At 39.6% G+C, this 7,108-nt stretch carries 6 protein-coding genes and 1 rRNA gene; 6 read left to right on the top strand and 1 reads right to left on the bottom strand.

What is annotated here, in order from left to right; genetic code table 11:
• Positions 1–182: 182 nt before the first annotated feature.
• Positions 183–1,514 carry an NADP-specific glutamate dehydrogenase gene (gene gdhA, locus U0M88_RS04115; protein WP_331868996.1) on the bottom strand — a complete coding sequence of 444 codons (1,332 nt, stop codon included), beginning with the start codon at positions 1,512–1,514 and terminating at the stop codon, positions 183–185.
• A gap of 343 nt (positions 1,515–1,857) precedes the next feature.
• Here gdhA and U0M88_RS04120 point away from each other — a divergent pair, with 343 nt between their 5' ends.
• From U0M88_RS04120 to U0M88_RS04145, 6 genes are all read left to right on the top strand, one after another.
• A complete protein-coding gene (locus U0M88_RS04120; protein ID WP_331868997.1) occupies positions 1,858–2,382 on the top strand; it encodes a nitroreductase family protein in 525 nt (174 codons plus the stop codon).
• Positions 2,383–2,456: 74 nt separating this feature from the next.
• Positions 2,457–2,849 carry a hypothetical protein gene (locus tag U0M88_RS04125; protein WP_331868998.1) on the top strand — a complete coding sequence of 131 codons (393 nt, stop codon included), beginning with the start codon at positions 2,457–2,459 and terminating at the stop codon, positions 2,847–2,849.
• Between the two features lie 8 nt (positions 2,850–2,857).
• Positions 2,858–4,315, top strand: coding sequence for an alpha-amylase (locus U0M88_RS04130; protein ID WP_331868999.1), 1,458 nt, complete (start codon positions 2,858–2,860; stop codon positions 4,313–4,315).
• Entirely contained in the window at positions 4,312–4,752 is a 441-nt protein-coding gene (rpiB, locus tag U0M88_RS04135; protein WP_022790697.1) for a ribose 5-phosphate isomerase B, read from the top strand. The genes U0M88_RS04130 and rpiB overlap by 4 nt, the downstream gene beginning before the upstream one ends.
• Positions 4,753–5,356: 604 nt before the next feature.
• Entirely contained in the window at positions 5,357–6,652 is a 1,296-nt protein-coding gene (ltrA, locus tag U0M88_RS04140) for a group II intron reverse transcriptase/maturase (RefSeq protein WP_331869000.1), read from the top strand.
• A 380-nt stretch (positions 6,653–7,032) separates the two neighbouring features.
• A 16S ribosomal RNA gene (locus U0M88_RS04145) occupies positions 7,033–7,108 on the top strand; the annotation flags it as partial.

A 7,108-nucleotide genomic window follows, 5' to 3' on the forward strand; every position in this document is an offset into this window, starting at 1 on the left:
CGAGCACAGGAAGGGATGAAAAAAGAGGTTAAATAAGCATACTGTGATCACTTATTCTAACCTCTTTATATTTTGCTTTTTCGAAAGATTCTTTTCTATTCATCTCTTGAAGACTTTTTTAGCAGCCTCACAAACGTCGGCTTTTTTAATGCATAAGAAAAGAGAAGATCGTTCTTCTCTTTTTAGACAGTTCCCTGTGCTTTCATAGCTTCGGCTACTTTTAAGAAACCGGCAATGTTGGCACCGACAACATATTCTTTTTCGTGTCCATATTCTTTTGCGGTATCACGGCATGTTTCAAAGATATTTTCCATAATGGCTTCCAGACGTTTATCCACTTCTTCCGCTGTCCAGGATAAGTGCTGCGCATTCTGGCTCATTTCCAGACCGGAGCAGGCAACACCACCGGCATTGCTGGCTTTACCTGGTGCATAGAATACACCATTCTGCATCAGATAGTGAATGGCTTCCGGTGTAGTTGGCATGTTGGCACCTTCACATACCGCAAAGACTTTGTTGGCTACAAGCGCTTTGGCATCTTCTAAATCCAGTTCGTTTTGTGTAGCACATGGCAATGCGATATCACATGGAGTACTCCAAGGACGAGCATTGGCAGTATAAGCAGCGTTTGGATGTGTTTCTAGATATTCTTTGATACGTCCACGACGAACTTCCTTAATGTCTTTGACACAAGCTAAATCAATTCCATCAGGATCATAGATGAATCCGTTAGAATCAGACATAGTGACAACTTTAGCACCTAACTGTGTTGCCTTTTCACAGGCATAGATGGCTACGTTTCCACTTCCGGAAAGGGCAACGGTTTTTCCTTCAAAGCTTGTTCCGTTATCCTTCAACAAAGCCTGCGTGAAATAACAAAGCCCGTATCCGGTAGCCTCTGTACGAATTAAAGAACCACCAAATGTTAATCCTTTTCCGGTGAGTACACCGCTGAATTCATTTTTTAAACGTTTATATTGTCCAAATAGATAACCGATCTCACGACCTCCAACACCGATATCACCGGCAGGAACATCGGTATTTGGTCCGATGTGGCGATATAATTCGCTCATAAAGCTCTGGCAGAAGCGCATAACTTCGGCATCGCTTTTTCCCTTTGGATCAAAATCAGATCCACCTTTACCGCCACCCATTGGCAGTGTTGTTAATGAGTTTTTAAAGATTTGTTCAAATCCTAAGAATTTGATGATACTGATATTTACAGACGGATGGAAACGAAGTCCTCCTTTGTATGGACCTAAAGCGGAATTAAATTCAATTCTGAATCCACGATTGACCTGAGTAACACCATTGTCATCGACCCAAGGTACGCGGAATACGATTTGACGTTCCGGTTCAACGATGCGGGCAAGTACATCATCATCTAATTTTTCCGGATGTACTTGTTCAATGATTTCCAGAGATTCAAATACTTCTTCGACGGCCTGCAGAAATTCACTGTCGCCTGCATTGCGTTGTTTAACGGTTTCATATAGTTTTGTTAAGTCTGACATAATATCCTCCTCTAATGAATGTAGTATATCATAAAATGAAAAAAGTGAATAAAAATTTTCAGAAAAGTTAATGAAAACTTTTTTGATATACAAACAAAAGCGGCATTTTAGGTGCCGCTTTTGCCATTATTATTGTTTTAGGAGAGAGATATATGAAGAGTTTTTTTACTGTGTTCTCTTAACACGCTTATAGTATAGAAAAATCTTTTGGAGAAATTATTTTTAAGTCGTGTGAAAGTATGTGAGATTTTTCAGAAAGCGATTGGGATTATGGGAGATTGTTTTAGAAAAACCAAAATATTATAAAGAGCGTATAATAAATACTAGATTAGGAGGCATATCTATGAAAGAAACAATACAAGATTTAAAATCAAGAAGAAGCGGCCGTGCTTATACGGATCAAAAAATCGAAGAAAATGTTTTAGATCAGATCTTAGAAGCCGGAAGCTATGCACCAAGCGGTATGGGAAAACAATCAGCGGTGATGGTCTGCATCGAAAATAAACAAGTTTGCGATTTGGTTGCCCAGTTAAATGCACAGATCATGAATGCGGATATCGATCCGTTTTATGGGGCCGGTGTTGTTGTAGTGGTATTTGCGGATACGCGTGTTAATACGTATCGAGACGATGGAAATCTGGTCATCGGTAATTTACTAAATGCTGCCCATGCACTGGGCGTTGATTCTTGTTACATCTATCGCGCCAGAGAAGTATTTAAAACATCAAAGGGAAAAGAATTGATGAAAGAATGGGGACTTTCTGAAGATTATGAAGGAATTGGCAATGTCATTTTGGGATATGGCAAACCGGAAGGGAAAAAGGAAACAGCGCCTCGTAAAGAAAACTATATTATTAAGGTTCGATAAAGATTAAGCGGAGTGAATCGAATCTTCTTCGTGTTTAAAAGAAAGTGTGTTACCATTACCAATAGGTGATGAACATGAGAGAAAAATTATATCGTTTTTTCGCAGGACGTTATGGCAATGATGCCTTGAATCAATTTTTATTCTTTTTAGAAATCGTATTGGTGATCCTGACGTTATTTATACGTCATTTTGCGTTGACCATTCTTTTCTTTATGGTCTTCTTCCTATATTTTTATCGTACGATGTCTAAGAATATTTATGCCAGACAGGCAGAAAATGCCAAATTTATCGAATTGCGTTCCAAAGGAACACATACTTTGAAGGCTGTGCAGAAAAATATGCAGGATAGAAGTTATAAGCACTTTGTATGTCCAAAATGCGCACAGATTATTCGTGTGCCAAAAGGAAAGGGAAGTATTGAGATTACCTGCCCAAACTGTCGCACTCGCTTCTCTAAAAAAACGTAGGAGTTTTTATGAAAAATTCAACGATGATTCAATATTTTGAATGGTATTTACCGGCGGATGGAAAGCACTGGGATCGTGTGCAGAAAGATGCCGCTCATTTGCATCAGATTGGTTTTGATCGTATTTGGCTTCCGCCTGCTTATAAAGGACAGGGTGGCAGTCATGATGTAGGTTATGGTGTTTATGACTTGTATGATTTAGGTGAATTTGATCAAAAAGGTACAATTGCCACAAAATATGGGACAAAAGATGCGTATATACAGGCCATCCAAAGTTGTCATGAAGATCAGCTGGAAGTGATTGCCGATATCGTCTTTAATCATCGTATGGGTGCGGATCAGACGGAAACGATTCAGGCAAAAGAAATCAATTGGAATGATCGAGATCAATCGATCAGCCCGGAAGAAAACGTTGAAGTATGGACGAAATTTACCTTCCCGGGACGTAAAGGAAAATATTCCAATTTTATCTGGGATTGGTCTTGTTTTACAGGAACGGACTATGATGCCAGGACTAAGCAAACCAAACTTTTGGAGTTCTATTCTAAAAAGTGGTCAGAAAATGTATCGCAGGAACAGGGGAATTTTGACTATATCATGGGTGATGATGTCGATTTTTCAAATCAAAAGGTTGTAGATGAGCTGTATGCCTGGACAAGATGGTATAAAAATCTAACAGGAATCGATGGATTTCGATTGGATGCGGTAAAGAGTATAGATTTTGATTTCTTTCCTAAATGGCTTGCGACTATGCGACAAGAATATCAGGATGATCTTTTTGCGGTTGGTGAATATTGGTCTGGAAATCTTGAAGAATTAAAAAAGTATTTGTGTGAAACCTCTTATTGTATGGCTTTGTTTGATGTGCCATTGCATTTTCATCTGTTTGATGCATCAAGTTCGTATGACAGATATGACATGTCAAAAATTTTAGAAGGAACATTGACAAAGATTGCACCGCAAAGCGCGGTGGCTTTTGTCGATAATCATGATACACAGCCGGGGCAGGCATTACAGTCCTGGGTACAGGATTGGTTTAAAGTTCATGCTTATGCGCTGATCTTATTAAGAGATACGTTTTGTCCGTGTGTATTTTACGGGGATTATAAAGGTATTGAGCACGATCAAAAAGGCCAGGTGCCATTTTTAGAAGAAATGGTCTGGATCCGTAGTCATTTGTTAGATGTTGATGAGATGGAGGATCGACTGGATGATTGGCACTGTATTGGCTGGTGTACCAAAGGAGAACATCCGGTGATTGTAGTGATGACAAACGGTTGGGCTTCTGGAAAAAAATTTTCTTTACCTGAGTATAGATTATGCTCGTTTGTGGATATTACACGAAGTGATTATAAAATACAGCTTGACAAGGATGGCTCAGGAACATTTACTTGTTTGGATGGAAAGTGTAGTATATATATTAAAGAAGAAGATTTTATTTCTATGAAAAAGGAGATGAAGAGATGATTATCGCAATCGCAAATGATCATGGTGCTTACCAGTATAAAAATGAAATCAAAGAAATGCTGGAAAAAGAGGGACATACTGTTATTGACTGTGGAACCAATGATGGGAAAAGTGTGGATTATCCCGATTATGCCAAAGCTTGTGCTGAAAAAGTTGTATCTGGGCAGGCAGAAAGAGGCATAGTATTGTGTGGAACCGGAATCGGTATCAGTATTTCAGCCAATAAAATAAAAGGAATTCGCTGTGCATTGTGTACAGATGTGACAATGGCACGATTGACAAGAGAACATAACGATGCCAATATGCTTGCCATGGGCCAAAGAACGATGGGAATTGAAACTTGTAAAGATGTGGTTCGTACTTTTATCAATACACCATTTTCACAAGGGGAAAGACATAAAATTCGTATTCAAAAAATTGCAGAGTTAGAAAAATAGGAAAAGATTTTAAAAAAAGTGGTCTGTTCAAAAAAATAGATCACTTTTTTTACGGTGTGCCGGGCATGGCATGCATTCAGCTGGAGTTAAACCAGCCGCGTATGGAATCTACCGCCGAAGCGTAGTGAACCACAAGTCGTTGACAGTGATGTCAAGGATGAAGGAAGTGGTGTAGCGATTCTTTCGAGCGTACGAACAGAAACCGGATACAAGGCTAAATGGTGGATGAGGTTGCCGTACAAACCGAAGTCCAAAAGGGTAGACGTATTAAAACCAAGACAGTAAATCCGGACGTTGTGAAAGAAGTAGGATGACATGAATTACCCCGGGAGATCTTGTGGAAGATGAAATCCAATATCTTTAAAAACAGTGATGGTACCATCGGTCGAAAAAGGTTTATCACAAGAAGTCAGCTGAGGTCATAGTAGGTAGAAACACCGCTACTGAAGGGCCTAATGTTTATATGGTGCTAATCACCATACGCAATACTCAGACAGTTCGAATTTGAGGAACGTTTCATAAGTGGAGAGTCGTAAACTTCACGGAAGCGGGAGACGATGGAATGGTTCTGAAAGTATCTACAAATGGAAGGAGAAGCAGCGACATGAAATTAATCGAAGTGATTCTACAGGATGAAAATCTTGAGGAGGCTATGAAAAGAGTCAAGAGTAATAAAGGTGTTGCCGGAGTCGATCAGATGACGGTAGATGAAATGGATGAGTATTTTCGTATCCATAGGGAAACCATAAAGAAACAGATTATGGAGAAGAAATATAGGCCCCAACCTGTCAGACGAGTATATATACCTAAATCAAACGGCAAGAAAAGACCGCTAGGTATTCCTGCAGTAGTAGACAGAGTGATTCAACAGGCTATCACACAAGTATTATCAAAAATCTACGATAACACGTTTAGTGACAATAGTTTTGGATTCCGTCCGCACAGAAGTGCACAGGATGCCACTATACGTACACTTGATTACTTAAATGAAGGGTATGAATGGGTTGTTGATTTAGATATCGAAGCCTACTTTGATACGGTGAATCATGATAAATTAATTTCAATTCTTAGAGAGCGTGTATTTGATTCGGCAACCTTACATCTTATCCGTAAATTTCTGCAGGCAGGAATTATGGAAAAAGGACTCGTTAAGCCAAACACGATCGGAATGCCACAGGGCGGACCACTGAGTCCGATTCTTTCAAACATTTATCTTGATAAATTTGATAAGGAATTGGAACAGAGAGGATTGCACTTTGTACGGTATGCGGATGACAGTAATATCTTTGTGAAAAGTGAAATGGCAGCCAACAGAGTGATGAAGTCCGTCACATCCTGGCTGGAGAGAAAACTGTTCCTGAAGGTCAGTGTCACGAAAACAAAAGTGGTAAGACCAACGAACAGTAACTTTTTAGGTTTTACCTATTGGAAAGGTTCTTCCAAGTGGGAGTGCAGACCATCCAACAAGAGTAAGAGAAACCTATACGACAAGTGCCGTAAGGAGCTCATACGGAAAAGGTGTATAGCACGGACCAATGCGAGAACATTTACACGAATCAATCAAATTGTAAGAGGATGGATAAACTATTTCCGAATTGGAAGGATGAAAAGTTTCATGGACGAGTTTGGGCAATGGCTCAGACATAAAATACGGGTGATTCTTTTCAAGCAATGGAAGGAACCAGTACGTATTTATAAGAACCTACAGAAACTGAAAGTATTCGTTAAAGCGAAGAATATAACAGATGAGGACATCTATGCCACAGCGAATACACGATTAGGACTATATAGACAAGCGGGAATGAAAACCGCAAATTATCTAATAACACCTTATGTACTTGGTATCAGAAACGGGGACCGACCCGGTTTGGTCAATCCCCTTGAATACTATCTAAGATAAGTCGTACATCAACATATAAATGTAGCGCCGTATACGAGACCCGTACGTACGGTGCAATGAGAGGGGCGAAGATTAATTTCTTCCCTCTACTCTATGAAAATTTGTGCATAAGATAGGTACAGAAATGCGTAATTTATGGACAACCCGACAATGAAACCGATTACAAAGGTGAGAGGAACAAAAAGGACTAAAAAAAGATAAAAAAAGTGAAAAAAGATGTTGACGGAAGGGAGTGGATTTGGTAATATAACTGAGCACGGCGCGGGAAAGCGCTGAGCGAGATCTTTGAAAACTGAACAAGAACAAACCTGAAAGAAAAAGGAAACGTCAATTTCGGTAAAAGAGAAAACGATGTCAGAGGACATCTGAAAGAGCTAAATCAAATGGAGAGTTTGATCCTGGCTCAGGATGAACGCTGGCGGCATGCCTAATACATGCAAGTCGAACGGACTAAAG

It is taken from the genome of Faecalicoccus sp. (assembly GCF_036552745.1).
In the GTDB taxonomy this organism is placed as follows: domain Bacteria; phylum Bacillota_I; class Bacilli_A; order Erysipelotrichales; family Erysipelotrichaceae; genus Faecalicoccus.

Excerpts from the sequence above, each read along its gene's own strand:
- gdhA (WP_331868996.1), bottom strand. The coding sequence starts at position 1,514 with ATGTCAGACTTAACAAAACTATATGAAACCGTTAAACAACGCAATGCA.
- U0M88_RS04120 (WP_331868997.1), top strand. The coding sequence starts at position 1,858 with ATGAAAGAAACAATACAAGATTTAAAATCAAGAAGAAGCGGCCGTGCT.
- U0M88_RS04125 (WP_331868998.1), top strand. The coding sequence starts at position 2,457 with ATGAGAGAAAAATTATATCGTTTTTTCGCAGGACGTTATGGCAATGAT.
- U0M88_RS04130 (WP_331868999.1), top strand. The coding sequence starts at position 2,858 with ATGAAAAATTCAACGATGATTCAATATTTTGAATGGTATTTACCGGCG.
- rpiB (WP_022790697.1), top strand. The coding sequence starts at position 4,312 with ATGATTATCGCAATCGCAAATGATCATGGTGCTTACCAGTATAAAAAT.
- ltrA (WP_331869000.1), top strand. The coding sequence starts at position 5,357 with ATGAAATTAATCGAAGTGATTCTACAGGATGAAAATCTTGAGGAGGCT.